The 26,138-nt window shown below is 63.0% G+C and carries 19 protein-coding genes and 2 tRNA genes; 11 read left to right on the forward strand and 10 right to left on the reverse strand.

Annotated elements, in window-relative coordinates; translation table 11 throughout:
• Positions 1 to 21: 21 nt before the first annotated feature.
• The 6 genes from ACU5AY_RS08640 to ACU5AY_RS08665 form a co-directional block, all read right to left on the reverse strand.
• Complete coding sequence (locus ACU5AY_RS08640; protein ID WP_446826084.1) at positions 22 to 819, reverse strand: tetratricopeptide repeat protein; 798 nt, start codon at positions 817 to 819, stop codon at positions 22 to 24.
• Positions 820 to 1,331: 512 nt separating this feature from the next.
• Positions 1,332 to 2,492, reverse strand: coding sequence for an OmpP1/FadL family transporter (locus tag ACU5AY_RS08645; protein WP_446828739.1), 1,161 nt, complete (start codon positions 2,490 to 2,492; stop codon positions 1,332 to 1,334).
• Positions 2,493 to 2,855: 363 nt separating this feature from the next.
• The gene (locus tag ACU5AY_RS08650; RefSeq protein ID WP_446824354.1) at positions 2,856 to 5,783 is read right to left on the reverse strand and encodes a valine--tRNA ligase; all 2,928 of its coding nucleotides are present in this window, start codon (positions 5,781 to 5,783) and stop codon (positions 2,856 to 2,858) included.
• Between the two features lie 120 nt (positions 5,784 to 5,903).
• Positions 5,904 to 6,869 carry a DUF2497 domain-containing protein gene (locus ACU5AY_RS08655; RefSeq protein ID WP_446828740.1) on the reverse strand — a complete coding sequence of 322 codons (966 nt, stop codon included), beginning with the start codon at positions 6,867 to 6,869 and terminating at the stop codon, positions 5,904 to 5,906.
• Between the two features lie 213 nt (positions 6,870 to 7,082).
• On the reverse strand, positions 7,083 to 8,465 hold the full coding sequence (locus ACU5AY_RS08660; RefSeq protein WP_446826085.1) for a TolC family outer membrane protein: 1,383 nt from the start codon (positions 8,463 to 8,465) through the stop codon (positions 7,083 to 7,085).
• A 353-nt stretch (positions 8,466 to 8,818) separates the two neighbouring features.
• Entirely contained in the window at positions 8,819 to 9,469 is a 651-nt protein-coding gene (locus ACU5AY_RS08665; protein WP_446826086.1) for a protein-L-isoaspartate O-methyltransferase family protein, read from the reverse strand.
• Positions 9,470 to 9,704: 235 nt separating this feature from the next.
• Between ACU5AY_RS08665 and ACU5AY_RS08670 the strand changes: the two genes are divergently transcribed.
• Positions 9,705 to 9,778, forward strand: a tRNA-Cys gene (locus tag ACU5AY_RS08670).
• A 249-nt stretch (positions 9,779 to 10,027) separates the two neighbouring features.
• Positions 10,028 to 11,164 carry a hypothetical protein gene (locus ACU5AY_RS08675; RefSeq protein ID WP_446828741.1) on the forward strand — a complete coding sequence of 379 codons (1,137 nt, stop codon included), beginning with the start codon at positions 10,028 to 10,030 and terminating at the stop codon, positions 11,162 to 11,164.
• Positions 11,165 to 11,240: 76 nt separating this feature from the next.
• Here ACU5AY_RS08675 and ACU5AY_RS08680 read toward each other — a convergent pair.
• A tRNA-Asn gene (locus tag ACU5AY_RS08680) sits at positions 11,241 to 11,315 on the reverse strand.
• A 184-nt stretch (positions 11,316 to 11,499) separates the two neighbouring features.
• Between ACU5AY_RS08680 and ACU5AY_RS08685 the strand changes: the two genes are divergently transcribed.
• A complete protein-coding gene (locus ACU5AY_RS08685; RefSeq protein WP_446828742.1) occupies positions 11,500 to 11,751 on the forward strand; it encodes a hypothetical protein in 252 nt (83 codons plus the stop codon).
• A gap of 21 nt (positions 11,752 to 11,772) precedes the next feature.
• Here ACU5AY_RS08685 and bla read toward each other — a convergent pair whose 3' ends face one another.
• Positions 11,773 to 12,666: a class A beta-lactamase gene (gene bla / locus ACU5AY_RS08690; RefSeq protein WP_446828743.1), complete on the reverse strand. Its 894-nt coding sequence runs from the start codon at positions 12,664 to 12,666 to the stop codon at positions 11,773 to 11,775.
• 156 nt (positions 12,667 to 12,822) lie between these two features.
• Here bla and ACU5AY_RS08695 point away from each other — a divergent pair, with 156 nt between their 5' ends.
• A complete protein-coding gene (locus ACU5AY_RS08695) occupies positions 12,823 to 13,713 on the forward strand; it encodes a LysR family transcriptional regulator (RefSeq protein WP_446828744.1) in 891 nt (296 codons plus the stop codon).
• On the opposite strand, the gene ACU5AY_RS08700 is transcribed toward ACU5AY_RS08695, so the two are convergent.
• Entirely contained in the window at positions 13,710 to 14,174 is a 465-nt protein-coding gene (locus ACU5AY_RS08700; protein ID WP_446828745.1) for an Lrp/AsnC family transcriptional regulator, read from the reverse strand. The genes ACU5AY_RS08695 and ACU5AY_RS08700 overlap by 4 nt on opposite strands.
• A 128-nt stretch (positions 14,175 to 14,302) precedes the next feature.
• On the opposite strand from ACU5AY_RS08700, the gene putA reads away from it, so the two are divergent.
• The 3 genes from putA (at position 14,303) to ACU5AY_RS08715 (ending at position 21,674) form a co-directional block, all read left to right on the forward strand.
• Entirely contained in the window at positions 14,303 to 18,004 is a 3,702-nt protein-coding gene (putA, locus tag ACU5AY_RS08705; RefSeq protein WP_446828746.1) for a trifunctional transcriptional regulator/proline dehydrogenase/L-glutamate gamma-semialdehyde dehydrogenase, read from the forward strand.
• A gap of 127 nt (positions 18,005 to 18,131) precedes the next feature.
• Complete coding sequence (locus ACU5AY_RS08710) at positions 18,132 to 19,577, forward strand: cryptochrome/photolyase family protein (protein WP_446828747.1); 1,446 nt, start codon at positions 18,132 to 18,134, stop codon at positions 19,575 to 19,577.
• Between the two features lie 189 nt (positions 19,578 to 19,766).
• Positions 19,767 to 21,674 (forward strand): HAMP domain-containing methyl-accepting chemotaxis protein, encoded by a 1,908-nt coding sequence (locus tag ACU5AY_RS08715; protein ID WP_446828980.1) that lies wholly within the window; start codon positions 19,767 to 19,769, stop codon positions 21,672 to 21,674.
• Between the two features lie 60 nt (positions 21,675 to 21,734).
• On the opposite strand, the gene ACU5AY_RS08720 is transcribed toward ACU5AY_RS08715, so the two are convergent.
• Complete coding sequence (locus ACU5AY_RS08720; protein ID WP_446824364.1) at positions 21,735 to 22,565, reverse strand: SDR family NAD(P)-dependent oxidoreductase; 831 nt, start codon at positions 22,563 to 22,565, stop codon at positions 21,735 to 21,737.
• 276 nt (positions 22,566 to 22,841) lie between these two features.
• Here ACU5AY_RS08720 and ACU5AY_RS08725 point away from each other — a divergent pair, with 276 nt between their 5' ends.
• Genes ACU5AY_RS08725 through ACU5AY_RS08740 form a run of 4 tightly spaced genes read left to right on the forward strand, consistent with a single transcriptional unit; the run spans position 22,842 to position 26,102 of the window.
• Positions 22,842 to 23,879 carry a cysteine synthase A gene (locus ACU5AY_RS08725; protein WP_446828748.1) on the forward strand — a complete coding sequence of 346 codons (1,038 nt, stop codon included), beginning with the start codon at positions 22,842 to 22,844 and terminating at the stop codon, positions 23,877 to 23,879.
• A 24-nt stretch (positions 23,880 to 23,903) separates the two neighbouring features.
• Entirely contained in the window at positions 23,904 to 24,635 is a 732-nt protein-coding gene (locus tag ACU5AY_RS08730; RefSeq protein WP_446828749.1) for an alanyl-tRNA editing protein, read from the forward strand.
• An 18-nt stretch (positions 24,636 to 24,653) separates the two neighbouring features.
• Positions 24,654 to 25,508 carry a 3-mercaptopyruvate sulfurtransferase gene (sseA, locus tag ACU5AY_RS08735; protein ID WP_446828750.1) on the forward strand — a complete coding sequence of 285 codons (855 nt, stop codon included), beginning with the start codon at positions 24,654 to 24,656 and terminating at the stop codon, positions 25,506 to 25,508.
• A gap of 3 nt (positions 25,509 to 25,511) precedes the next feature.
• Complete coding sequence (locus ACU5AY_RS08740) at positions 25,512 to 26,102, forward strand: GNAT family N-acetyltransferase (RefSeq protein WP_446828751.1); 591 nt, start codon at positions 25,512 to 25,514, stop codon at positions 26,100 to 26,102.
• Positions 26,103 to 26,138 lie beyond the last annotated feature (36 nt).

The following is a 26,138-nucleotide window of genomic DNA, read 5'->3' on the forward strand; positions in this document are numbered from 1 at the left end:
CAGGCACCCGATCGTTGACCGTTACTGGGTCGCGCCGGTCTTTTCGAACTTCTGCGCCAGAGCCACCGCATTGCGGCGATCGTCCTCGCTGACGACCGAGAAGGCCTGCTCCTGCATCTCCTGAACCCAGCCGTGATCCTGCGGGGCGCTCAGATCGAGAGCTGCCGTCATGTAGGCGAGGCCGAGAACGCTCTGGCCTTCCTCGAAGATCAGGTTGCCGAAGACCGCCATGGCACCCGGATGGCCCTTCTTGCGGGCCTGGTTCAGCCACTTCTTGGCGAGCTTGACGTTCACCTTGCCACCTTCCCCGGCGAGAATCATGCGGGCGAGCTGGAACTGCGCCTCCGCCACACCGAAGGTCGCCGCCGCCTGATAGAGCTGGCGGGCCATCGGCAGGTTGACGGTCACCGGGCTGTTGGGAATGCCGTTGTGATAGTAATTGGCGAGCGACATCAGCGCCGAGACGAAGAAACCGGTATCCTCGGAGCCGGGCTCCACATCCTCGGAGGCGATTTCCGAATAGATCTTGAAGGCCTCGTAGTCGTCTTCGGTGACGCCGTCGCCATAGGCATACATGCTGGCCAGCGCCCAGCGGGAACCGGTGTGGCCCTTCTCTGCGGCATAGCGATAGGCCTCGACGGCCTCGTCCTTGTGACCGCTCTGATAGGCCTTGAAGCCGAGCTTGAACACATCGAACGGTTTCGAGGCACTGTCGGCCTCGGGAATGTCGAAGGCGAACGCACTGCCCCCGGCGGCGCACAGCGCCAGCGGCAGGGAGACCAGCAAGACCTTCAGGGATTTCAACTCAAGCGTTACCATCAACAACAAGCCGTTTCTTTTGCTGCTCCGGACTGGGGAGCAATCTTCAAGCGCGAATGTTCATGCCCGTGTCCCTCGCCAGTCAGGCGGATGGGACGACACTCGGCCGTGCGGCGAAAAATGCTGGTCTTTTTTGCGAAACCATCTCGGCGACCGGCCACCACCCATCGCGACAGAGTCCCTGCGGAGCAAAGTTCTTTTGCCTCCGCCCGCCCCGCAGTTTTCTGCGAAGCACAAACCGTAACCGGCTGCAAACAAGCCTTCCGGTATCGGGTTTTCAATTTCCACCACCCATTTTTTACGCTGCGCTTTCTTACCGCGCTGTGTCTGACGTCACATTTGCTCTTCGTTTGTGGCGGGAAATAGACATTCCCCCTCGCCACGCATCATAGAACAACTGTCATAAAAAAGTGTTGCGATTTCGTCACATTGCGGTTGCGTTGCAACATGGTCTTGCGGGACGAAAAAACCCGGCCGCGAGGCCGGGTTTTTCTTGCGTAGTCACTATGAGATCAGAACTTGACCTTGAAGGACGTCGACAGGGCCAGCACGAGATCGTTGCCGAAGTCGTAGGAGGCGTCCGTGCCGTAGCCGTCAACCTCGCCAACGCTGCCGCTGGTCAGGAGACCAACCGCACCGCCGAGCCGCAACTCGACGTTTTCGGTCGGGGTCCACGCCGTTCCGACGGTGACGTACCAGGAGTCGGTTTGCGAGCTCAGGCCCGTGGTCGTGCCACGATCCCAGGTCAGGCTGACGGCGCCGCTCCACTGATCGTTGAACTTGTGGCCGATGCCGCCCGTGATGGTCCAGCCGTCGCGGTACAGGAGATCGAGAGAGGTCAACTCCGTCGTCGTACCCTTCTGATAAAAGCCGATGCTTTGAAGTTGACTCCAATCGGTCCACTTGACGCTACCGAAAGCCAGCCAATCAGGCGCAATGCCGGATTGAAGCTTCAACTCGAGCGAATCCGGCATGGACGTCGAACCTTGTACATCATAAGTAGCAATGCCGGGCAAAGCCAGAGTGCCGGTAATGTCATCCAACTTAACGGCGCTATTGTAGACCAAGCTGGCGCGCATCGCGTATTCAGGTATTTCATACGCGACACCAGTCCGCCAACCCCAGCCATCGCCTTTTAGATCCAAGCGACCAACTACAGGATATCCTGCGCTGATGAAGGCTTCTTTGAACCCACCAACCTCTTGATAAAATCCGCCGCCAATCAGGCGCAACTGACCGGGCCCAACATCGAATTTGTATGAGCAAGTGCCAGCATAATTGTGGCTGTAAATTTTGATCTCGGTGATGTCGACTGCACCCGCCCACTCCGTGCCAGGCGCAGAATGCACGCCCCATGGCTCCGAATAATCGAGCAGGCAGTCTATCCCCTCACCCAAACCAAATTTCAGGCCGGCGTAGTAATTGGTGTAGTCCTCTGCGCCATCCGCACTGGCTGAGCCGGATGACAAGCCAGTGGAACCGCCAGTCGCATTTTTGAACTTCCGGTCCGGATGCACATAGGTGACGTGACTATCGAACGTCACCACAGAAGTGTCAAAAAGGTCGTCAATATTGTAGCCGGCCTCCTCAAGCCCGCCAGCATGAGCCGCCGTGAAGGCGCTCGTCGCCAGAAGTGCAGCCAGAACGCCCTTGATCATGGAATTTGTAGTCATAATTGCCTCTCTCCCGCATTACTGAGCGGATCATTGCCATGATCGCACGAGGAGACAAGCCTGAACTCTCGTGTGGAAAATTCGTATCGCGATCAAAACCTTACGTAAGATTCTGATCCAAATTGGTTAATGAATTCGACGGTGGAAATTCATTCCACGCTCAACCGCCAAGGAGTCTGCGGTTTGGAATTTTTTTTCACAAAGGAAGGAGTTTGTGTCGATTTGACAACAATCAGATTTCCTTTCCTTACGTGCACGTAATTGGCCATCTTCCTGCCCGATTCCGGTTTAAGCCATTCGCACACATACGAAAACACCCGGCCATGAGGCCGGGTGTTCTGGTTTGTGGGACCGTCTGTCTGATCAGGCCGATTCGTTGACCCGGCTGAGCGCAATCTGCAGGCCCTTGAGCTGCGTTTCGAGCTCGTCGAAGCGCTCGCGCTCGGCTTCCACCACTTCAGGCTTGGCATTGGCGACGAACTTCTCGTTGCCGAGCTTGGCGGCGATACGCGCCTTGTCCTGTTCCGCCTTGCCGATCGCCTTTTCCAGCCGGGCGCGTTCGGCGCCGAGATCGATCAGGTTCCCGAGCGGCAGGCAGGCAGTCGCCTCGCCGACAACGATCTGTGCGGCCCCCTTGGGTGCCGCATCGGCGAACGTCACCGTCTCCACACGCGCCAGGCGCTGGATGGCCGGCGTATGGCGGCCAACGCGCTCTCGCGTCACCGCATTCGCCCCGACGATCACCAGCGGTGCGGTTGCCGCCGGCGCAACGTTCATTTCCGAACGTACCGAGCGGATGCCGGAAACGAGGTCGATCAGCCAGTTAATCTCGTCGGCCGCGTGGTCGTCGAAATAGAACGGCGTCAGCCAGTCTGCGTGGCAGAGCAGGCTGTCGCGTGCGCTGCCCTCACCCGCCGTATGCGCCCACAGTTCTTCCGTGATGAACGGCATGAAGGGGTGCAGCAGCTTGTAGGTCTCGTCCAGAACGTATGCCGCGCAGACCTGCGCTTCCTTCTTGGCGGCCTCGTCCTCGCCGTTGAAGACCGGCTTCAAGAGTTCCAGATACCAGTCGCAGAACTGGTTCCAGACGAAACGGTAAAGGCTCGCCGCCGCATCGTTGAAGCGGTAGGCCTCGATGCTCTCGGTCACCTCTTTCGCGGTCCGACCGAGTTCGGTCAGGATCCAGCGGTTGATCGTCTGCGTGGCGTCTTCCGGAATGAAGTCGGGATCACGCTTGACGCCGTTCATCTCGGCAAAGCGCGTCGCGTTCCAGAGCTTGGTGCCGAAGTTGCGGTAGCCGGCGACACGCGCCGTGTCGAGCTTCACGTCGCGGCCCTGCGCCGCCATGATGGCCAGCGTGAAACGCAGCGCGTCGGCACCGTACTCGTCGATCAGTTCGAGCGGATCGATGACGTTGCCCTTCGACTTCGACATCTTCTGACCGTTCTTATCGCGCACCAGCGCGTGGACGTAAACGGTGTGGAACGGCTCGACCGGATTGCCGTGCTCGTCCTTCATGAAGTGCAGGCCCATCATCATCATGCGGGCGACCCAGAAGAAGATGATGTCGAAGCCGGTCACCAGCACGTCGGTCTGGTAGTATTTTGCCAGTTCCGGCGTCTCGTCCGGCCAGCCGAGCGTCGAGAAGGGCCAGAGCGCCGAGGAGAACCAGGTGTCGAGCACGTCCTCGTCGCGGGTGAGGATGTCTCCCGGTGCGAAGTTCTCGAGCTTGTCCTCGACCCAGGCCTTCCAGGGGCCTTCATGGGCGATGTAGTGCTGGATGGCGGCGTCGAGCGCCTCTTCCTCGGTCTTCTCGACAAAGACCTGTCCGTCCGGGCCGTACCAGGCGGGGATCTGGTGTCCCCACCAGAGCTGGCGCGAAATGCACCAGGGCTCGATGTTTTCCATCCATTCGAAGTAGGTCTTTTCCCAGTTCTTCGGAACGAAGTTCGTCCGGCCTTCGCGAACGGACTCGATCGCAGGCTTCGCCAGAGTCTTCGCGTCAGCGAACCACTGGTCGGTCAGCATCGGCTCGATGACGACGCCGGAGCGGTCGCCGAAGGGCTGCATGATCTTCTTGTTCTCGACATAGGGAATGTCGTTGCCTTCGTCATCCTTGACGGTGACGGCGAGGCCTTCGGCATTGATCTGGGCGACGATGCGCTTGCGCGCCTCATAGCGGTCGAGGCCGCGATACTCGTCCGGAACCAGGTTGATGGCGTCGACGTCCGACTCGCCCGGCAGCTTGCCGGACCGGGCGATCTCCATCGCCTGCGCCGCGCAGACCGCGTATGGCTCGCCGTCTTCCCGCATGGACGCCTTCTCGTCCATCAGACGATAGAGCGGGATATGGTTGCGGCGGGCGACCTGATAGTCGTTGAAGTCGTGCGCGCCGGTGATCTTGACCGCGCCGGAACCGAAATCCTTGTCCGGATACTCGTCGGTGATGATCGGGATCAGACGGCGATGCTCCTTCGGGCCGACCGGAATTTCGCAGAGCTTGCCGACGATCGGCGCATAACGCTCGTCGGACGGATGAACGGCGACGGCTCCGTCTCCGAGCATGGTTTCCGGACGGGTCGTGGCGATCGAGATGTAGTCGCGCTCTTCCTGGAGGATGACGTTACCGTCGGCATCCTTCTCGACATAGGTGTAGGTTTCGCCGCCGGCCAGCGGATACTTGAAGTGCCACATATGGCCGTCGGTTTCGCGGTTCTCGACCTCGAGGTCGGAGATCGCGGTCTCGAAATTCGGATCCCAGTTGACCAGCCGCTTGCCGCGGTAGATCAGGCCTTCCTTGTAGAGCGAGACGAAGACTTCGAGCACGGCCTTCGACAGCCCTTCGTCCATGGTGAAGCGCTCGCGCGACCAGTCGCAGGACGCGCCCAGGCGCTTCAGCTGGTTGAAGATGAGACCGCCCGACTGGTCCTTCCATTCCCAGACCTTGTCGATAAAGGCGTCGCGGCCCATGGCGCGGCGGCCCGGCAGCTGGCGTTCCATCAGCTGACGCTCGACGACCATCTGCGTCGCGATGCCGGCATGGTCCATGCCCGGCTGCCACAGCACGTCCTTGCCGCGCATGCGCTCGAAGCGGATCATGATGTCCTGCAGCGTGTTGTTGAGCGCGTGGCCCATGTGCAGCGAACCCGTCACGTTCGGTGGCGGGATGACGATGCAGAAGCTTTCGGCGCCCGGCCTGGCGTTGGCGCCGGCCTTGAAGGCGTCCGCCTCTTCCCATGCCTTGGCGATTTTCGGTTCGACGGCTGCGGAATCGTAGGTTTTTTCAAGCATTTTCTGATCGCTTCCGGAAATTCTAGGGTTCGAGGTTGTAAACCGGATGGCCTGAATGAAGTCAACAAAAAAGCCGCCGGAAATGCGGCGGCTTCCTGGGGTGTGACGAAGGACCGCCGATCAGCGACGCGGGCCTCGCGCCACCCTTTCGATCTCCTCACGCACGAGACGCTCGACGAGGCTCGGCAGGTTGTTGTCCAGCCAATCCTGCAGCATCGGGCGCAGCATCTCTTCGGCAATCTCGTCGAGGGAACGCTTCTGCGCACCGTCGACCGCCTGGGCGAGATCCTCGAACGAGCGGGCGACCTGCTGGCCGGCCACGGCCGAAATCAGCCCTCCCCGGTTCGGCGCCGGTGCCTGCGCCACGGCGGGCGCCGCCGGAGCCGCCTTCGCTTCGACCGGAGCAACAAGGACGGGCGCGGGCTTTGCCTCGACCGTTTCGCTCGCGACGACAGGGGCCGGAGCAGCCGGTGGCGTCTCGACGGCAGCCAAAGTCGGAGCTGCCGGCGGCGTCTTCGGCTCGGAAGATACGGAGACGGGTGACGGCCGGACGGCCGGGCTTTCCGACGCCTTGTCGGCCGATGAAGTCGGTTCGCGCATTGCAACGGGTTCCGGCGCTGCCGGCTCCGGTGCGCGCGAGCGCATCATTTCCGCATTGCGTTCGGATGCTGCGCGTACGCGTGCAGCGACATCGGCCAGGGACAGGTTCCTGGACGGATCCGCCTGCTGCGGTGCGGCTTCCCGAGCCTCACGGACGGGCTGTGGTGCCATGCGGGCCGGCGCGCCCTGGTTGGCGGCGGACATCGACGGCGTGTAGCTCGACGGGGACCGTTCGACCGCGACCGGCGCCGGCATGATGTCGGCGGACGGACGGGGTGCCGGAGGCGTTTCCGGCTCTATCGAAAAGGCCGCAAAGGGATCACCGCCGTCGTCCGACAGGTGCGAAGGGGCATTGTGCAGCGAAGGTGCCTGCATGGACGTATTCTGCTGGCCGTCGCTCTCCGGATCATTGTTCTCGATGATCTTGCGGATTGATGCCAGGATTTCTTCCATGGACGGTTCACGCGCTACATTTGGCTGGGCCATACTCATCCCCGTTTTCCCGAAAAAACGATCGGACCAGCGAAACAAAGTCCGAATCATGGTCACCTTAGGATACTCATCAGGGGAAAAAAATCACTGCGAATCAATTATCGGGACTGATGCACAGCTTTGTTCGCCGGCATGGTAAACGTCGGAGGCCGGAGGTTGATGTCATCCCCCGGCCTCGCTGACAGACTGCACAACGCAACGGAAACACTACTTGGTGTCAACCGTCCTGAGGCCGATCCACTTGTCCTTGACGGCTTCGTAGTGGTCTTCCGAACGGTATTCGGCAACCTGCAGGCCCTGGCTTGCCACCGTCAGGCGGCCCGTCGCGGCGATCACGGAATAACTTGCCACCACGGCGTCATGCTGGGCAATCACGAGGTTTTCCTTGGCGGACAACACCGTCTGCTGCGAATTGAGGACGTCGAGTGTCGTCTTCTGGCCGACATTGCGCTCCTCGATGACCCCCTTCAATGCCAGCTGCGCGGCGTTGACGGACTTTCCGTTGGCAGAGATGGAGGCCGTCGCGGCGCGCAGCTGCGCATAGGCGGAGACGATCTGCTGGCGGACGCTGGCACGCACCGAGTCCACCATAATGCGCCGCTGGCCGGCTAGCTCTTTGGCCTGGCGGATGCGGCCGTATTCGGCGCCACCCTGATAGATCGGAATGTTGACCTGGGCGGTGATGCTGGCCGATGTGTTGTTGATGTCGTTGACGGACGGATTGGTCGTCAGATGGCGGGTGACGCCACCCTGCAACGTGACGCCCGGAAGCAAAGTGCCTTCCGCCGCCTTGGTATTGTAGTCGGCCTGGTCGACCTGGGCGAACGCCGCCTTCACCGAAGGATGTTCGACCACGCCGATCGCGACCGCCTGATCGACGCTGGCGGGCATCGCCTTGCGGGCGGGCGACGGCTGCTTGATGCCGGTCGGAGTGTCGCCGACGATCTGCACATAGGTGGCCTGGCTGATGGCCAGCTGCGCATTCGCGCTGGCGAGCAAGGCTTCGGCGGAGGCGAGCTGCGCCTCGGCCTGGCTGACGTCCGTGCGGGTTCCCTCACCGACCTGCAGCCGCGCATTGGCCGAATTCAGCTGCTCGCGCAGGAAGCTCAGGTTCTGCTTGCGGATAGAGACGATCTGCATGTCGCGGGCAATGTCCGCATAGGCCTGGGCTGCCGACAGGAGTATGGAGATTTCGTTGGCCTTCAGGCTTTCACGGCTGGCAATGACGCCGGCCTCGGCCGAGCGGACATTGTTGAGCGTCTGGAAGCCATCGAAAATGGTCTGCGTGATCGTGAAACCCGCATCCGTCTGATGATAGCTGAACTCGGACGCGTTGCCGTTCATGCCGTACACGTCGACGAGGCCCGCCGAAGCGTTGGCGGAAACCTTCGGCCGATAGCCGGCCTTGGCGATCGTCACACCCTCGTCCGTGGCACGCAGCCCGGCGCGCGCGGCGTTGAGATCGGGGTTGTTCTGGTAGGCCTTCGCCATGGCGCCGTAGATGGTCTCGGCGCTCGCCTGTAGGGGCTGAAGGATCAACAATGGCGCAACAGCCGCGGCCAAAGCCGCCTTCCGGTAAAATGACACGATCAACCCACTCCTCAATAAAAACAATCAGCCGCTACACTCGATGACGGAGTACCGTCCAGCCTCGGCCTGCCCCGGATTCTACACTGCAGAAATGCATGCAAATTTCAACAACGCCACGTCGATAACAAACACCAAATGGCTCCGGGTCGGCGAGTCATGCCGGCACGGCTGGGCCGAACATGGTTGCTTTTAGTCAAATGATCAACACCTTATCAGAGTGTTAACATGCGACCGTGGATGGCCGTTGCTGCGGCGCAACAGTTTCGAACGACTTTGATTAAAAAAAGAGGCGGGTATGACACCCGCCTCTTGCATCGAAACCATCATGGAGCTGCCGGCTCGCGGCAAGGAACTCAGAATACGAACTCGGCCACCTTGGCGAAGCCGGGCAGCGGCTTGACCGCGGTATTGAAGTGGGAATTTTCGGCGACCGCGCCGCCTTCCTTGACGAACAGCTTGGCACGCGAAGCATTGCCGTGGCCAATCACGGCGACCAGCCGGCCGCCTTCACGCAGCTGACCGAGAATGTCGGCTGGCACCTGATCGACGGCACCGCCGACGAAGATGAGATCATAGGGGGCTTCCGGCGCGTAACCCTTTTCAAGCGGGCCAGTGACGACGGCGACATTGTCATAGCCGAGACGGGACAGGGTTTCCGTCGCGGTTGCCGCCAGCGTCTCATCGACTTCCAGCGACACGACGGAACTGGCCAGCAACGACAGCAGGCCGGCCGTATAGCCGGTGCCGCAACCGATCTCGAGGACGACATCGTTGCGGGTGATCGCGGCCAGCTGCAAAAGCTTGGCGAGCGGCGACGGCTCCATCACGAATCGTCCGGGCGCCACTTCGATGTCGGTGTCGACATAGGCAAGCGCACGCGATCCGGCCGGCACGAATTCCTCGCGCGGCACGGACAGGAAGGCATTCAGCACCGAATGCGACGTCACGTCGGTGGTCCTGATCTGGTTGTCGACCATTTTGACGCGGGCTGCTTCAAAGTCCATCATATCTAATATGCCTGTGATAAACGGTTCGGGTTTCCTGTCTTGTCTCTTAGTTCCGCCTGCAGCGGCTGGCAAGAGTTTGCGACGGTTTCCTCCGTTTTTGCCCGGCGGCGGTGTGTCACGGGGTTTCCGCCAGCGGCTCGAAGATTTTCCGTTCATACCCTCTTGCGCTCTCCTTTGATCCGTTCTAAACGCCCCGTCACCACCCGCTCTCGCACCTTTGAGAGATACGGACGGCCTCGTGGCGGAGTGGTTACGCAGAGGACTGCAAATCCTTGCACCCCGGTTCGATTCCGGGCGAGGCCTCCACTTTCTCCAATATCGATTGAAAACCTGGCTCACTTCAGCGCGACGTGGATCAATTGCGGATGTTTTTCCGATTAATCTGAGGCCCCGCTTTGTCCCGAAACGGACCAGTACCCAGTCTCCTCTCGGACGGTTCGTTAACCGTTCGCCGCGACCGGCGGTCGGATTTACCAAATCTTCAGGGGTTCGGCGACTTCATCTCTCCAAATCCCCTAAATTCTCAGGGGTTATTGCAAGGAGAGAGGGAAACCCATGCAGAAACCTATCCGGAAGTTGCTCTGTTCCACCGTTGCGGCGCTGTTCGTCGCCGCGCTGCCATTGTCCGTCCTGGACGGCCAGCCGTCCGTCATCAAGAGTGCGCTGGCGAAAAGCGAAAAATCGTCCGGCAATGGCGGCGGCAATTCGGGCAACGGCGGCGGAGGAAACTCTGGCGGCAATGGCAACAGCGGCGGCTCGAGCGGCAAATCCGGCGGTTCCAGCGGCAAGTCGGCCAGCGCCTCCGGCAAGAGCTCGTCGACTGGCTCCTCCTCCAGCGGCAAATCGCATGCGACATTCCAGTCGCTGTTCTCATCCGCCTTTTCGAGCGACAAGAAATCGCAAGCGAAGGGCAAGAAGGCGAACACCACGCTCGTTTCGACCGGCACAGAGAACGGCAAGTCGAAACAGAAGGGCGTCAAGACCGCCAAGTTGAAACTGACCGGCGCCATTGCAGCCGCTCATGCTTCGGCAACGGCATTCGCGCATGCCTCGCCGAACTCCCGTCTCGGCAAGCTGAAGAGTTATTATGAGTTGAACGGCACCTATGCCTCGCTGCAGGACCTGGCGGACCAGACCGACGCAACCGCGCTGCAGGAAGCCTATGACAGGCTGCTCGGCAAGGTCGGCCAGACGACGGTCGATGCCTACAATGCCTATCTCAGCGATCCCGACGCCAAGGCGCTGCTCGACACCTACAATTCCGAGCTCGCCGGTACGAGCCTGACGGAAGAAAGCTTCCAGTCGCTGCGCGACGCCTACGAGGCCGCCAAGGCCTCCGACCCGACAGTGGATCCAACCGCCGAGCAGGCCTATCAGGACGCTCTGACCGCGTCCAACCTGACGCCGGAACAGTTTGATGCGCTGAATACGGCCTATACCGGCCTGCAGTCCAACACGGCCTATACGGATTACCAGCAGGCGCTCGCCGCCTCCGGCGTGACCGAGCAGGATATCACCGACCTCGAACAGGCCGGAACCGACCTGAAGACGGCGCAGGACGCCGACCAGGCCGCCGCTGACGCCGAAGCGCAGGCAGGCGATGCGTTGATGACGGCCAACAACGGCCGGCCGCTGACGGACGAACAGAAGGCGCTGCTCGACGCCACTCTCGCACAGAAGCTCGGCGGTTGACCGCCGGGCCCACCAGCAAGGCCCCGAAACGAAGAACGCCGGCAGCGGATATCCGCGCCGGCGTTCTTTCTGAAACTGGCTCCCCGGGCCGGATTCGAACCGGCGACCTGTCGATTAACAGTCGAATGCTCTACCGCTGAGCTACCAGGGAACATCGCCTCGCGGCGGTGTGGGTGGCCTAATACAAATGCTTTGCCGATTTGCCAAGCGGTTTTTTCAAAAAAGTTCGAACCCCTTGCCTAATTTCGCCGCCGTCGCCATGTCCTGTGGACAGATGAAGCGCCTGCAGGCGCACGTTTTCATGACCAAACAGGTACTGCAATACAATGTTCAGCATGGATCACAAAAACGGTGCATTCGTCGTGATGGGCCGCAGCGTGCGCCTCCCCCGCTCGCGGTGGCCACGCATCACGCTGGGCTGCCTGCTGATCCTTGGCGGCTGCCTCGGCTTCCTGCCGGTGCTGGGCTTCTGGATGATTCCACTCGGCCTGCTCGTCCTGTCGCAGGACCTGCCACCGGTCAGGCGCTGGCGACGGCGCTCGGAAGTCTGGTGGGGCCGCAAGAAGCGCAGAGGCAATTCCCGCTGACTCGTTTGGGCTGCGCCTGCATCAGACCTCGGAGGCGATGCGGCCGATTTCCGCGATCACCGCATCCCGCTCAGACGATTCGATCTTCGGGATCTCGCAATAGGCGGTCACGATGACCGGCGGTCGATCCGTCGGCCATGCCACGGCGATATCGTTGGCGTTGCCGTATTTCTTGCCGTTGGTCCCGGTCTTGTCGCCAACCAGCCATTTTGCCGGAAGACCGGCCCTGAGGCGCGCATCGCCGGTCTTGTTGGCGATCAACCAGGCGGCAAACTGCGCGCGCGATGAGGATGACAGGACATCAGTAAACAGGAGCCGGCGCAGGTCTTCGGCCATCGCCGCCGCGGTCGTCGTGTCGCGCTGGTCATCAGGACCTTCATGATAATTGAGCCCCGGCTCCATACGATCAAGCCGCGAGGTGTTGTCGCCGATCGAACGGAAGAAGGCCGTCACCGCCTTTGGACCGCCGAACCGCTTCAAAAGCAGGTTCGCCGCCGTGTTGTCGCTCCAGCAGACCGCCGCCTCGCAGAGTTCCGCAATCGTCATGCCGGTGCCGCCGACGCGCTTCTCGGCCACGGGCGACCAGGCCGTGCTGACATCCTTCTTCGTGAAGCGAATGCGGGCGTCGAGCGCGTCAGCCTTGTCGTCCACCGCCTTCAGCACCTGCGCCGCAAGGATCGCCTTGAAGGTGCTGCACATCAATATCGGTTCGTCGGCGCGGTGCGACACGGTCTTGCCCGTACCGAGGTTGACGATCCTGACGCAGATCCGCCCGGCATGGCGGCTCTCCAGCTCGGCGAGGCGGGATTCGGCGCCCGGGTTGCTGGCCGAAGCGGGGCTCGAAAGCGCGGTGAGCGCCGGGGCGACAAGCAGGGATGCGGCAAGGGCCTGACGGCGGGACAATGATGTCGTCATGAAAACTCGTCCTGTCTTGGAGTGCACGATGCTGCGGTCCGGTCCATGGTCCCAAGGGCCTGTCCGGTCGGCTGCGTGAGGACCCTAGGGCGAGCATTGCCCTCGTACAAACGACGATTTATACGGTGAGGCATGAGAAAATTTTGGGCTTGAAAGATGGATGTCTCGCAACTGCCGCTCAACTCGCTGCGCGCCTTCGAGGCCTCCGCCCGGCTTTGCAGCTTCACCCGCGCCGGGCTGGAACTGCGGGTCACGCAGACGGCGATCAGCCATCAGGTCAAGGCGCTGGAGGCCGTCCTCGGGGTCAGTCTCTTCAAGCGGCTGCCGCGCGGTCTGGCGCTGACCGATGAGGGACACGCCCTCCTGCCGGTGCTGACCGACGCCTTCCAGCGGATGAGCGCCACGCTCAGCCAGTTCGAGGAGGGCAATTTTCACGAGATCCTGACCGTCGGCGTCGTCGGCACCTTCGCCATCGGATGGCTCTTGCCCCGGCTTGCCGACTTCAGGCGCCGGCAGCCGCATGTGGACCTGCGCATCAAGACCAACAACAACCGCTCCGACATTCTCGGCGACGGCCTCGATTTCCTCATCCGCTTCGGCGACGGCGCCTGGCACGGCACCGAGGCCGTCCACCTGATGGACGCTCCGCTATCGCCGGTCTGCGCGCCGGAACTCCTGCCGGCACTGAATTCCGTCGAGGATCTTGCCGGCATGGAACTCTTGCGCTCCTACCGCGTCGATGAATGGCCGAAATGGTTTCGCACCGCCGGCATGGCGCCGCCAAGCCTGCGCGGCTGGATGTTCGATTCGTCGCTGGCGCTGGTGGAAGCGGCTGCCCGCGGCGTCGGCGTGGCGCTCGTGCCGGTCTCCATGTTCGGGCATGATTTTGCCGCCGGCCGGATCGTCAAGCCGTTTGCCACCGAGGTCGACATGGGCGGCTACTGGATGACGCGGCTGAAATCACGGCCGGAATCACCTGCCATGAAGGCGTTTCGCGAGTGGATCACCGCCGAAATCGCCGGCGACGCCCGCGCTAGTGGCGCCTAGATCCCCCTCTCCTTCACCGTCTGCATGGCAACGAAGGTCGAGGAGCTTGCCACATGCGGCAAAGCGGAAATCTTCTCGCCGAGCACGTGGCGGTACTTGCGGATGTCGGCGGTGCGCACCTTCAGCAGATAGTCGAAGGAGCCGGCGATCATGTGGCACTCCTCGACCTCCTTGATCTTGCGCACGGCGATGTTGAATTCCTTCAGCGCCGCCTCGCGGGTGTCGGAAAGTTTTACTTCCGTAAAAGCCACATGGTCGAGGCCGAGCTTGACGGGATCGAGCACCGCCTTGAAGCCGAGAATATAGCCGTCGTCGATCAGCCGTTTCAGCCGCACCTGGCACGGTGTCTTCGACAGGCCGACGCGCCTGGCAAGATCCGTCACGGAGATGCGACCGTCATCGCCGACAATATCGAGGATTTTTCGGTCGAAGGCGTCGAATTCCCTTTGCTCAGCCGCCACGGCAATCCACTTTCTCTTTTATCGGATCTCTAATCAGGAAAATCTCATCATGCAGCGCTGAAATCAAGTCGGATTTCCTGAGGTCGTTTTGCTATCATCTGCACAGCCTTTGCCATGGAGTGTGAAGCATGCCGCAGCCGCAGTCGATTGTTGCCCCCGAGACCCCGAATTCCAACGCCTTCCAGCATTTTGCGCCGCCGGTCGCCGAGCAGAGCGAACTGCGGCGGGCGATCACCGCCGCCTATCGCCGCGATGAGGCTGAATGCCTCGTTCCGCTACTCGAGCAGGCGACGCAGACAGGCCCGCGCAGCGAGGTGATCGCGATCACCGCCCGGCAGCTGATCACCGCGCTGCGCGCCAAGCACCGCGATTCCGGCGTCGAAGGCCTCGTGCATGAATATTCGCTCTCCAGCGAAGAAGGCGTGGCGCTGATGTGCCTCGCCGAAGCCCTGCTGCGCATCCCGGATACGGCGACCCGCGACGCGCTGATCCGCGACAAGATTTCCGATGGCGACTGGCGCTCGCATGTCGGCGGCGACCGTTCGCTGTTCGTCAATGCCGCCACCTGGGGACTGGCGATCACCGGCCGCCTGACGGCGACCGTCAACGACCGTTCGCTCTCGGCGGCGCTCACCCGCCTCGTCGCCCGCGCCGGTGAGCCGGTCATCCGTCGCGGCGTCGACATGGCGATGCGCATGATGGGCGAGCAGTTCGTCACCGGCGAAACCATCGACGAGGCGCTGAAGCGCGCCCGCGTTCTGGAAAAGCGCGGCTTCCGCTACTCCTACGACATGCTCGGCGAAGCGGCGACGACGGCGGCCGACGCCGAACGCTACTACCGCGACTACGAGACCGCCATCCATGCGATCGGCAAGGCCTCCGACGGGCGCGGCATTTATGAAGGCCCCGGCATCTCCATCAAGCTTTCCGCGCTGCATCCGCGCTATTCGCGCGCCCAGGCTGCGCGCGTGATGGGCGAATTGCTTCCGAAGGTGAAGGCGCTGGCCCTGATCGCCAAGGACTATGACATCGGCCTCAACATCGACGCCGAGGAAGCCGACCGCCTCGAACTGTCGCTCGATCTCCTCGAAAGCCTTTGCCTCGATCCCGATCTTGCGGGCTGGAACGGCATGGGCTTCGTCGTCCAGGCCTATGGCAAGCGCTGCCCCTTCGTGCTCGATTTCATCATCGACCTCGCCCGCCGCGCCGAGCGCCGCATCATGGTGCGTCTCGTGAAAGGCGCATACTGGGATGCCGAGATCAAGCGCGCGCAGGTCGACGGCCTCGACGGCTTTCCGGTGTTCACCCGCAAGGTCCACACCGACGTCTCCTATATCGCCTGCGCGAAGAAGCTGCTTGCCGCCGGCGACGCGGTCTTTCCGCAATTCGCCACCCACAATGCCCAGACGCTCGCCACCATCTACCACATGGCCGGCAAGGATTTTCATTCGGGCAAGTACGAGTTCCAGTGCCTGCACGGCATGGGCGAGCCGCTCTATGACGAGGTCGTCGGCCGCGGCAAGCTCAACCGTCCGGCCCGCATCTATGCGCCGGTCGGCACGCATGAAACGCTGCTCGCCTATCTCGTCCGTCGCCTGCTCGAAAACGGCGCGAACTCCTCCTTCGTCAACCGCATCGCCGATCCAACCGTCTCGATCGACGAGTTGATCGCCGACCCGGTCGAGGTCGTCCGCTCGATGGCGAGCCCCGGTGCGCAGCACGACCAGATCGCCCTGCCCGAAGACATTTTCGGTGCCGGCCGGCCGAATTCGGCAGGCCTGGACCTTTCCAATGAGCAGGTTCTCGCCGACCTCACGGTTTCGCTGAAGGAAAGCGCCGCCACGCAGTGGCAGTCCGTCCCTCAGCTTGCCGACGGCAAGGCCGGTGGCGAAACGCGGCCGGTCCTCAACCCCGGCGACCACGCGGACGTCGTCGGCTCGGTCACGGAAACCTCCGAAGACGACGCCCGCCGGGCCGTCAGCCTTGCCGCCGAAGCGGCCGCTTCGTGGGCCGACACGCCGCCCGCCGAACGCGCCGCCTGCCTGGAACGCGCCGCCGACATCATGCAGGCGCGCATGCCGGTTCTGCTCGGGCTGATCGCCCGCGAGGCCGGCAAGTCGCTACCGAATGCGATTGCCGAAGTGCGCGAGGCGATCGACTTCCTGCGCTATTACGGCGAGCAAGCCCGCGCCACCTTCGGCCCGGCGCACAAGGCGCTCGGTCCCATCGTCTGCATCAGCCCGTGGAACTTCCCGCTGGCGATCTTCACCGGACAGGTGGCAGCAGCCCTCGTCGCCGGCAATCCGGTTCTCGCCAAGCCGGCCGAAGAGACGCCGCTGATTGCCGCCGAAGGTGTCCGCATCCTGCATGAGGCCGGCGTTCCCGCCTCCGCGCTGCAGTTCGTGCCCGGCGACGGGCGTGTCGGTGCCGCCCTCGTCGGCAGCCCGGAGGTCGCCGGCGTCATGTTCACCGGCTCGACCGAGGTCGCCCGCCTCATCCAGTCGCAGCTCGCCGGCCGGCTTTCCGCCACCGGCAAGCCGATCCCGCTTATTGCCGAAACCGGCGGCCAGAACGCCATGATCGTCGATTCATCCGCGCTTGCCGAACAGGTAGTCGCCGACGTCATCGCGTCCGCCTTCGACAGCGCCGGCCAGCGCTGCTCGGCGCTGCGTGTCCTCTGCCTGCAGGAAGACGTCGCCGACCGCATCCTCGCCATGCTGAAGGGCGCTTTGCACGAGCTTTCGATCGGTCGCACCGACAAGCTCAGCGTCGATATCGGCCCTGTCATCACCGCCGAAGCCAAGGGCATCATCGAGAAGCACATCGAACGCATGCGCGCGCTCGGCTGCAAGGTCGAGCAGATCGGCCTCGCCGAGACGACCGCCAACGGCACCTTCGTGCCGCCGACGATCATCGAGATCGGCAAGCTCTCCGACCTCGAACGCGAGGTCTTCGGCCCCGTCCTCCACGTCGTGCGCTATCAGCGTCGCGGCCTCGACCGGCTGATCGACGCGATCAACGCCACCGGCTACGGCCTCACATTCGGCCTGCATACCCGGCTGGACGAGACGATCGCGCATGTGACCAGCCGCGTGAAAGTCGGCAATATCTACGTCAACCGCAACATCATCGGCGCCGTCGTCGGCGTGCAGCCGTTCGGCGGGCGCGGGCTCTCCGGTACCGGACCCAAGGCCGGCGGACCGCTCTATCTCGGCCGTCTGGTCGGCACGGCCCCGCTGCCGCCGATGCTGAGCTCCGTTCACCAGGCGCCGGCCCTTCTCGACCTCGTCAACTGGCTCGACGAGAAGGGCCGCTCGGCCGATGCCGAAGCCGCCCGCACGCTCGGCGGCAATTCGGCGCTCGGGCTCGAAACCGAGCTTCCCGGCCCGGTCGGCGAGCGCAATCTTTACCAGCTGCATGCGCGCGGCCGGGTGCTGCTCGCGCCCGAAACCGAAAGCGGCCTGTACCGCCAGCTGGCCGCAGCCCTTGCCACCGGCAACCACGCCGTCATCGACGCCGGTACCGGCCTGCAGGCGGCGCTGAAGGATCTGCCGGCCAGCATTTCGGCACAGGTTTCGCTCTCGCGCGACTGGGCGGCCGACGGCCCGTTTGCCGGTGCGCTGATCGAAGGCGACGGCGAGCGCGTGCGTGCAATCAACGGCAAGATCGCCACCCTGCCCGGCCCGCTCGTTCTGGTCCAGGCGGCATCGGCCGGCGAGATCGCGGCCAAGGCCGACTGCTACTGCCTCAACTGGCTGCTGGAGGAGGTCTCTACCTCGATCAACACCACGGCGGCGGGAGGCAATGCCAGCCTGATGACGATCGGGTGAGATTTATTCCTGAACCAAACGGGTCCGGGAATCGTATTAGATTGTGAGTACTGCGTAGGCGGCAGGTCGGGAAAGGTCCGCGCCCGGCCTGCCGCCCTCCTCACGATGATCTGATACGGAGTTTTCCTTGACCTCATCCGCCAAGCCCGTCCTCGTCTGGTTCCGCAAGGATCTTCGCCTTGACGACAATCTGGCGCTGACGGCAGCCGCGCAAAGCGGCGGGCCAGTCATTCCCGTCTATATCCGCGAACCGGAGGAAGCCGGCACCGGGCCGCTCGGCGCCGCGCAGGCCTGGTGGCTGCATCACTCACTGGTGACCCTGCAGAATTCGTTCGAAAAGCTCGGCTCGCGTCTGATCCTGGCGAGCGGTTCCGCCGACGATCTCCTGCCCCGCCTCGTCAAGGCAACGGGTGCCGGCGCCGTCTACTGGAACCGGCGCTACGATCCGCCGGGCATCGCCATCGACACGCCGCTGAAGAAGAGCCTCGCCGAGACGGGCATCGAGGTGAAAAGCTTCGCCGGCCAGCTCCTGCACGAGCCCACCCATCTTCTGACCGGACAGGGCACGCCCTACAAGGTCTACACGCCGTTCTGGAAGGCGTTCAGCAGCGAGGACGATCCGCGCGATCCGGTCGACGCTCCGAAATCGCTGAAAAACCCCGAGAAGTGGCCAAAGTCCGAAAATGTCACCGACTGGGGATATCTGCCGACGAAGCCGAACTGGGCGGAGCATTTTCCGGAAATGTGGGAGCCCGGCGAGGCCGCCGCCCACAAGCGCCTCAAGGTCTTTCTCGACAAGCATGTGAAGGACTATGACAGCCTTCGGGATTTCCCGGGCGTCGATGCAACCTCGCGCCTGTCGCCCTACCTGGCGCTCGGCGAGATTTCGCCGGCACGCATCTGGCATTCGACCAACGGCCTGATGGACCGCTACGGCACCGACGGCGTGCTGCGCTTCCGCAAGGAGATCGTCTGGCGGGAGTTTTCCTACCACCTCCTCTTCCATTTCCCGGAACTGGCGGAGAAGAACTGGAACGACAAGTTCGACAACTTCCCCTGGGAGTTCAACGAAAAGCTGTTTGACGCCTGGAAGAAGGGCGAGACCGGCTATCCGATCGTCGACGCCGGCATGCGCCAGCTCTGGAAGCACGGCTGGATGCACAACCGTGTGCGCATGGTCGTCGCCTCCTTCCTGATCAAGCATTGCCTGATCGACTGGCGGCACGGCGAGAAATGGTTCCGCGACACGCTGGTCGATGCCGACCCGGCCTCAAATGCGGCCAGCTGGCAGTGGGTGGCCGGATCGGGCGCCGACGCGGCACCGTTCTTCCGCGTCTTCAACCCGATCATGCAGGGCGAGAAATTCGATCCGGACGGCGACTATATCAGCCGCTACGTGCCGGAACTCGCCAAGCTTCCGGGCAAGTACAAGAACCTGCCGGACAAGGCGCCGCCCGCCTTTCGGGAAAAGGCCGGCATCAGCATCGGCGAGACCTATCCCGAGCCGATCGTCGATCACATGAAGGCGCGCGAAAAGGCACTGTCCACCCATTCGGCGCTGTCCGGCGACTGAGGGGCCTTCCGGCGCAACCCTCGCGGGTTTTTACCGAACTTTAAAAGTGTGTCCGTAGAAAGAAACGGAGGAGTTGTTGCGCCGCAACATTCCTCTTCTCCCAAAAGCCTGGGACATGATGTCTTGCCGGTCACCTATCCCGATACCGCCAATGATCGCCGGTATCGTCGTCCCCACGAGGCCTCGGACATGCACTTCAAGAACCTTTCCATCCTCCACAAGATTGGCATTGCCGTCGCCATCATGGGCTTGAGCTCCGCCGTTATCGCCGCCACCGGCGCGACCGGCCTGAACTCGCTCAGCCGTGCGATCGCCGATACCGGCGCCCGCGAGGAAGTCGCCCGCGAGGCGATGGACCTGCGCATCGATATCGTCGCGATCAGCCGCATGACCTACCAGCTGGCGCAGGCACCTGAAAAGGCCGCGGACTTCGCCGCGGACACCGAAAGCCGCGCAAAGGAAATGCTCGACCGGCTGCCGAAGATCCAGTCCACCGCCGACGCCAACGAGCTTGCCCTGCTGGAAACGATCCGCACCACGCTCGCCAGCTACTTCGACGACATCCGCGCCATGGTGAAGACGGTCGCCGCCAATCCCGACGACCAGGGCGCCATCAAGGCCGCGCTCGACAAGGCCCTCGACGGCCAGAAGACCGTGACCGCCGCCGTCAAGGAATACAGCAAATATTCCGGCGACACGCTCGCCAACTCCCGTGCCAACGCCATTTCGGCCTCGACCGTCACCATGATGGCGCAGATCATCGTCGCCGCCGTCGGCATTCTCGGCGGCCTGATGATCAGCTTCCTCGTCGCCCGTCGCGGTATCGTCGGCCCGATTGCCGACCTCACCGGCATCATGAGCCGGTTTGCCCGCGGCGACCTCGAAGGCCGCACTCCCGATACCGACCGCAAGGACGAGATCGGCGAAATGGCACGCGCGCTGGAAATCTTCCGCCGCAACGAACTGGGCCTGCGCGACATGAAGGCCCAGGAAGCGGTCATCCAGGCACAGAGCGATGACCTGCAGTCGAGCATCAGCCATGTGGTGGCCTCCGCCGTCGCCGGCGACTTCTCGGTGCGCATCTCCAAGGTCTATGACGACGAAGACCTCAACCGCTTCGCCGCCAGCGTCAATGAACTGATCGGCTCCGTTGATCTCGGTCTCGCCGAAATGCGCCGGGTCATGGCAGCCCTTGCCCAGGCAGACCTGACACAGGACATGCGCGGCGAATTCCAGGGCGCTTTCGCCGAGCTCAAGGCCAACGTCAACACCACGCTCGCCACGCTGCGCTCGACCATGCAGAACGTGCGTGCCGCCACCTCGACGATCAACAGCAACTCCGCCGAGCTGAGCTCCTCCGCCAACGACCTGTCGCGCCGCACGGAACAGCAGGCCGCAGCTCTGGAGGAAACCGCCGCCGCGCTCGACGAGATCACCTCGACCGTGCGCACCGCATCGCAGCGCGCCGTCGAAGCCAGCGAAATGGTCGCCGAAACGAAGAACAGCGCCGCACGCTCCGGCGAAATCGTCCGCAATGCGGTCGACGCCATGGGCCGGATCGAGGATTCGTCCAGCAAGATCAGCCAGATCATCGGCGTGATCGACGAGATCGCCTTCCAGACGAACCTGCTGGCGCTCAACGCCGGCGTCGAAGCGGCACGTGCCGGTGAGGCCGGCCGCGGCTTTGCCGTCGTCGCCCAGGAAGTGCGCGAGCTCGCACAGCGCTCCGCGAATGCCGCCAAGGAGATCAAGACGCTGATCTCTGCTTCGGCATCCGAGGTCGGCAACGGTGTCGCGCTGGTGCGCTCGACCGGCGAGGCGCTGGTGGAAATCGAGAAGCTGGTCAACCGCGTCAACGACCATGTCGCGACGATCGCCACGGCGGCGCGCGAGCAGGCGACCGGCATCCAGGAGATCAACACCTCCGTCAACCACATGGACCAGATGACGCAGCAGAATGCGGCAATGGTCGAAGAGACGACGGCAGCCAGCCAGACGCTTGCCGGCGAAAGCCGCAGCCTGCAGCAGATGCTGGAGAAATTCCGCCTGGACGCCGCTGCGCCCGGCCAGCCGCACCGCGTTGCACGCGCCGCCTGATTCAGACGAGCACGGTCAGAAACGAAGCCGTCCGGTCACTCCGGGCGGCTTTTTTCATCACTATTCGGCAGGATGCAGGGTGTTTTCCACGGCCTTCGGCTGGCGCGCCACGGTCTTGCCGCGCATCCAGCGCAGCAGCGGGAAATAGAGGGCATAGGGCAGGATGCCGAGAAGCTTGGCGGCCAAGGCCTGTCGGCGCGGAAAGGCGATCTCGAAGGCCTGCCCCTGCAAGCCGTCGGCGATGCGCCTGGCCGCGTCCTCCGCCGTGATCCGCCCGGCGGCAAGCGTGCGCATCGCGGCCGTCATCGGCGTCTCGACGAAACCGGGATTGATCAGCTGCACGAAGATGCCGGAGCCTTCAAGGTCCAGCGCCAGGCTCTGCGCCATGTTGATCATCGCCGCCTTCGTCGCGCCATAGGCGGCGCTGCCCGGCAGGCCGGCATAGCCCGCCGCCGAGCCCATGAAGGCGATCTGGCCATGGGAATAGGTCTGCATGTGACGCAGGCACGGCACCAGACAATTGACGACGCCGGTCAGGTTGACCGCGATCGACTTCTCGAATGCGCGGCGCAGTTCGACGCCCGGCCTGGCTCTCTCGAAAATGCCGGCATTGAAGACGGCGAGCGCAATCCGGCCGTGCTCGTATTCGATCGAGGCGATCACGCGTTCCATGTCCTGCCGCTCGGTGACATCGCCGTCGACGACATGGATCGCCCCCTTCAGGGCGCCGGCCTCTTCCTGCAGGGTGACGAGGCGGTCATGGTCGCGGGCGGTGGCTGCGACATTGTAGCCGCGCCGCGCCATTTCGAGCGCCAGCGCGCGGCCAATGCCCGAGCTCGCGCCGGTGATCCAGACTACGCCATGTTCGGGTTTTGCGTTGAACGAGGTCATCCGGTACATCTCCAAACTGCGCAGCCTGAGCCGCGCGCTTTCCGAAATCCCCTCTTCGCCATTTCTGTATTTTCCAGACCATATGGAGCAGCAGTATGGCGGCACCAAGCCGGAATCGTGTTTTCACCTTGTATTGAGGGATTGCCTCCCGGAAAATAAGATGAATTTGGCGCGTTCCTTGGCCGCCGTAAAACAGAATTCCTTGTTTTATTGTCGCCGCTCGCCGAAAACCCGACGATAGAATTTCTGACCCCTGACGACATGAAGGCGATCCCCATGACCTTTCTCCCCACCGTTCTGGACGCGATCGGCAACACGCCGCTGATCAAGCTCAAAGGCGCATCGGAAGCCACCGGCTGCACCATTCTCGGCAAGGCGGAGTTCCTCAACCCCGGACAGTCGGTCAAGGACCGGGCAGCGCTCTTCATCATCCGCGACGCGGAAAAGAAGGGCCTGCTGAAACCCGGCGGCGTCATCGTCGAGGGCACTGCCGGCAACACCGGCATCGGGCTCACCGTCGTAGCCAAGGCGCTCGGCTACCGCACCGTCATCGTCATCCCGGAAACGCAGAGCCAGGAGAAGAAGGACGCGCTGCGCCTGCTCGGCGCCGAGCTCGTCGAGGTGCCCGCCGTTCCCTACAAGAACCCGAACAATTACGTGAAGGTCTCCGGACGCCTCGCCGCGGAACTCGCCAAGACCGAGCCGAATGGGGCGATCTGGGCGAACCAGTTCGACAACGTCGCCAACCGTGACGCCCATATCGCCACCACGGCACCGGAAATCTTCGAGCAGACCGGCGGCAAGGTCGACGGCTTCATCTGCGCGGTCGGCTCGGGTGGCACGCTTGCCGGCGTCGCCATGGGGCTGAAGGTGAAGAACCCCGCCATCAAGATCGGCCTCGCCGATCCGGAGGGTGCGGCGCTCTACGAGTTCTACACGAACGGCGAACTGAAATCCGCGGGCTCCTCGATCACCGAGGGCATCGGCCAGGGACGCATCACGGCGAACCTTGAAGGCTTCACACCGGACTTCGCCTACCAGATTCCCGACCGCGAAGCCCTGCCGCTGATCTTCGACCTCGTCGAGAACGAAGGACTGTGCCTCGGCGGCTCGTCCGGCATCAACATCGCCGGCGCCATCCGCCTTGCCAAAGACCTCGGGCCGGGCCATACAGTCGTGACCATTCTTTGCGACTACGGCAACCGCTACCAGTCGAAACTCTTCAATCCGGACTTCCTTGCATCGAAGGATCTGCCGGTCCCGCAATGGCTGACGAAGCCGACGGAGATCGAGGTTCCTTTCCAGGCGGCGTGAAGTCCGCCACGAAAGGAATGCCCGATGCCCGTCAAGCCGCTGTTCCGCGACGACTTCTATCTCTCCACCTGCGAGGCGGTCGTCACCGCGGTCCATGAAGACGGTGCGATCGAGCTGGACCAGACCTGCTTTTACGCCACTTCAGGCGGACAGCCCGGCGATACCGGCTTTTTCGAGCGTGCCGACGGGTCGAAGATCATGCTCGGCGTCACCACCCACGGCGACACCAAGGAGGTCATCCTGCACCGGCCGCTCGAAGGCGAAGCGCTGCCTTCGGTCGGCGAAACGCTGGTGCTGCATATCGACTGGCCGCGCCGCTACAAGCTCATGCGCATGCACACGGCCTGCCACCTGCTCTCCGTCGTCTGCCCCTATCCGATCACCGGCGCATCCGTGAACGAGGACGACAGCCGCGTCGATTTCGACATGGCGGAGACGATCGACAAGGACGAGGTGACGGCGAAGCTGATGGCGCTTATCAACGAAAACCATCCCATCTTCGTGCAATGGATCACCGACGATGAACTGCAGGCCAATCCCGGCCTCGTCAAATCCAAGAACGTCCGGCCGCCGATCGGCATGGGCCGGGTCAGCCTTGTCTGCATCGGCGAGAATTCTTCCGTTGACAGTCAGCCCTGCGGCGGTACCCATGTATCCGAGACCCAGGAGGTCGGGGCGATTCACATCGCCAAGATCGACAAGAAGGGCAAGGAAAACCGTCGCTTCCGCATCCGTTTCGGCACGCCGGAAGCCTGATTGGGCAAGGGAGCCATCATGACCAAGGAAAAGAGTCCGTTCGTCGTTTCCGCCGACTGGGTCGAAAAGCAGTTGGGCGCGCCGGAATTCAGGGTCGTCGATGCTTCCTGGTATCTGCCGGCCCAGAAGCGCAATGGTGCTGCCGAATATGCCGAAGGCCATGTGCCCGGCGCCGTCTTCTTCGACCAGGATGCGATCTGCGACCAGTCCTCCGGCCTGCCGCACACCCTGCCCTCGCCGGAAGAATTCGCCGCCGCCGCCGAAAAGCTCGGCATTTCCGATACTGACACGATCGTCGTCTATGACGGCCCCGGCATCTTCACCGCTCCGCGGGTCTGGTGGATGTTCCGCCTGTTCGGCGCCACTAGGGTCTTCATCATGGAGGGCGGCATCGACGGCTGGAAGAAGGAAGGCCGGCCGCTCGAGACCGACATCCCGGAACCGGCGCCCGGGCATTTCAAACTCAATCCAAGTCTCCACAAGGTGACCACCTTCGCCGCCATGCAGGAGGTCGTATCATCGGGCAGCCGGCAGATAGCGGATGCGCGCGGCGCCGGCCGTTTCACCGGTGAAGAGGCGGAGCCCCGCGCCGGCATGCGCTCCGGCCACATGCCGGGTGCAAGGAGCCTGCCGTCGGGCGTCTTTTCCGAGGCCGGCCGCCTGAAGGACCTCGCGGCCCTGCGTGAGACGATCGAGGCCGCCGGCATCGACCTTTCGAAGCCGGTCACCACCACCTGCGGCTCCGGCGTGACGGCGGCGATCATTTCGCTGGCGCTCGAAAGCCTCGGCCATACGGATCACACCCTCTATGACGGCTCGTGGTCGGAATGGGGATCGAAGGAAGACACGCCGATCGTCACCGGGAAGGCCTGAGGCATGGCCGAGCAGACGAAATCGCCGCGGGCGCTGAAAGCACACATCACGCACCTGGAAATGACGGCGCCGCCGAAGGCGAACCTGCCGATCCCGGTCAACATCCACACGGCGCTGATGCGGACGAAGAACATCCCGCTGCCCTTCTATCGCTACCTTTACCGCCAGGTCGGCAGCCGCTGGCACTGGGTCAACCGCCTGCGCCTCGCCGACAAGAAGCTGGAGGCGATCCTGCGCGATCCGCGCGTCTCCGTCACGGTTCTCTATGTCGACGGCGCACCCGCCGGCTTCTTCGAGCTTTTCCATGAAAGCGTGGAGACGGTCGAGCTCTCCTATTTCGGCCTGATGGAACACGCACTCGGCCTCGGCGTCGGCAAGTGGTTCCTGCTGCAGGCGATCACCGCCGCCTGGATGCTGGAGCCCAAACGCGTCACCGTGCAGACCAACACGCTCGACCATCCGCGCGCCCTGCAGCTCTACCAGCGCTACGGCTTCACCCCCGTCTCCACCTCCGACGCCCTCGTCCGCCCGTTGAGCGACAAGGAGCTTCTGGATCTGGCGAAGCGGGATGTCGCGCAAGTATCGGGTGGCTGACGCAGCGGTCATCGTCAATCATGGCCTCCACACCTC

This window comes from Rhizobium sp. PAMB 3174 (assembly GCF_052908375.1).

Bases quoted from the DNA above. Each gene is read 5' to 3' on its own strand.
- ACU5AY_RS08695 (WP_446828744.1), top strand. From the start codon at position 12,823: ATGGATGTCTCGCAACTGCCGCTCAACTCGCTGCGCGCCTTCGAGGCC.
- putA (WP_446828746.1), top strand. From the start codon at position 14,303: ATGCCGCAGCCGCAGTCGATTGTTGCCCCCGAGACCCCGAATTCCAAC.
- ACU5AY_RS08720 (WP_446824364.1), bottom strand. From the start codon at position 22,565: ATGACCTCGTTCAACGCAAAACCCGAACATGGCGTAGTCTGGATCACC.
- sseA (WP_446828750.1), top strand. From the start codon at position 24,654: ATGACCAAGGAAAAGAGTCCGTTCGTCGTTTCCGCCGACTGGGTCGAA.
- ACU5AY_RS08655 (WP_446828740.1), bottom strand. From the start codon at position 6,869: ATGGCCCAGCCAAATGTAGCGCGTGAACCGTCCATGGAAGAAATCCTG.
- ACU5AY_RS08665 (WP_446826086.1), bottom strand. From the start codon at position 9,469: ATGGACTTTGAAGCAGCCCGCGTCAAAATGGTCGACAACCAGATCAGG.
- ACU5AY_RS08730 (WP_446828749.1), top strand. From the start codon at position 23,904: ATGCCCGTCAAGCCGCTGTTCCGCGACGACTTCTATCTCTCCACCTGC.
- ACU5AY_RS08685 (WP_446828742.1), top strand. From the start codon at position 11,500: ATGGATCACAAAAACGGTGCATTCGTCGTGATGGGCCGCAGCGTGCGC.
- ACU5AY_RS08675 (WP_446828741.1), top strand. From the start codon at position 10,028: ATGCAGAAACCTATCCGGAAGTTGCTCTGTTCCACCGTTGCGGCGCTG.
- ACU5AY_RS08725 (WP_446828748.1), top strand. From the start codon at position 22,842: ATGACCTTTCTCCCCACCGTTCTGGACGCGATCGGCAACACGCCGCTG.
- bla (WP_446828743.1), bottom strand. From the start codon at position 12,666: ATGACGACATCATTGTCCCGCCGTCAGGCCCTTGCCGCATCCCTGCTT.
- ACU5AY_RS08650 (WP_446824354.1), bottom strand. From the start codon at position 5,783: ATGCTTGAAAAAACCTACGATTCCGCAGCCGTCGAACCGAAAATCGCC.
- ACU5AY_RS08645 (WP_446828739.1), bottom strand. From the start codon at position 2,492: ATGACTACAAATTCCATGATCAAGGGCGTTCTGGCTGCACTTCTGGCG.
- ACU5AY_RS08740 (WP_446828751.1), top strand. From the start codon at position 25,512: ATGGCCGAGCAGACGAAATCGCCGCGGGCGCTGAAAGCACACATCACG.
- ACU5AY_RS08715 (WP_446828980.1), top strand. From the start codon at position 19,767: ATGCACTTCAAGAACCTTTCCATCCTCCACAAGATTGGCATTGCCGTC.
- ACU5AY_RS08640 (WP_446826084.1), bottom strand. From the start codon at position 819: ATGGTAACGCTTGAGTTGAAATCCCTGAAGGTCTTGCTGGTCTCCCTG.